The organism is Microcoleus sp. B4-D4 (assembly GCF_036705185.1).
GTDB lineage: Bacteria > Cyanobacteriota > Cyanobacteriia > Cyanobacteriales > Microcoleaceae > Microcoleus.
This window is the reverse complement of the sequence record NZ_JAUBTX010000064.1, coordinates 1-1,091: the sequence shown is the minus strand read 5'-3', so window position 1 is coordinate 1,091 and position 1,091 is coordinate 1. Positions and strand designations below refer to the sequence as shown.

Annotated in this window: 1 pseudogene; it reads right to left on the bottom strand. The window is 43.7% G+C overall.

Annotated features, from left to right (window positions below):
- Positions 1–978 (bottom strand): annotated as a pseudogene (locus QUB13_RS27710) (CHAT domain-containing protein); the annotation flags it as partial.
- Positions 979–1,091: the final 113 nt, after the last annotated feature.

The following is a 1,091-nucleotide window of genomic DNA, read 5'->3' as shown; positions in this document are numbered from 1 at the left end:
AGCCCAATCTTGAGGAAATGCCTCGCGGGTGCGAACTGATAAAGCTGCTTGAAAAGCAGAAATCGCCATTTCTAAATTATCCGCTTTTTCGCCTCTGATTCTGTCGCTGTAGGCAATCCCTAAAGTATTTTGAATCATTGCCCATTCTTGGGGAAAAGCCTCGCGGGTGCAAACTGAAAAAGCTGCTTGACAGGCAGAAATCGCCATTTCTAGATTATCCGCTTTTTCGCCTCTGATTCTGTTGATGTAGGCAGCCGCCAAATTATTTTGAATCATTGCCCAATCTTGAGGAAATGCCTCGCGGGTGAAAACTGACAAAACTGCTTGATAAGCAGAAATAGCCATTTCCAGATTATCCGCTTTTTCGCCTCTGATTCTGTCGCGGTATGCATTCGCCAAACTATTTTGAATCCCTGCCCATATTTCAGCATATTCTTGATGGGTAAAAACAGTCAGGGCAAGTTCATAACCTGCGATGGCAACTTCCAAATTACTCGCCCTGCTCCCTAAAGTAAATTGCGCTATTGAATCGCTAAAAGTGCCAACAACTACCATTAAAGAAAAGCGACCTTCTTGGCTATCTAAGTTTGGCAAATTTCCCCAAGCCCAATCTTGGAAAATCGCAGCCAAATTATCATTAATTAGGTTAATGTTATCCCGCATCAGAGGATAAATTACATTAGGATCGCCGTCGCTATCTTGCGTTGCCTGCAACAGTTGCATCAAAAATCGTAACTGAGAATTAGCCGAGGACTTTTTCAACCATTCAGCGAGTTGATTCGCCAAATTGGTTAAAAAATTTGCTGCATTCTCATTGCCTTCCTCGCGTTGATTTTCTGCCACAAGTTGCATTACCTGCACCAACCCCGCATCAACTAACTCGGAGTTTGCCTGCAAAATTTGGTTTTCTTCCCCGCTGGAGCAATTCAGTAGCGATTGAATCAGATTGAGATAAGCTTGGAGTCGTTGTTCGTCCATATCGGGTGGCGGGGGATTGGGCGGGGGAGTTATTATTTAGGGCTTGCTGAAAAAGTCAGAAAACAGCATTTAGAAAGATGAGTGAATTTGAGAGCGCCTCGGCAATATAAGTT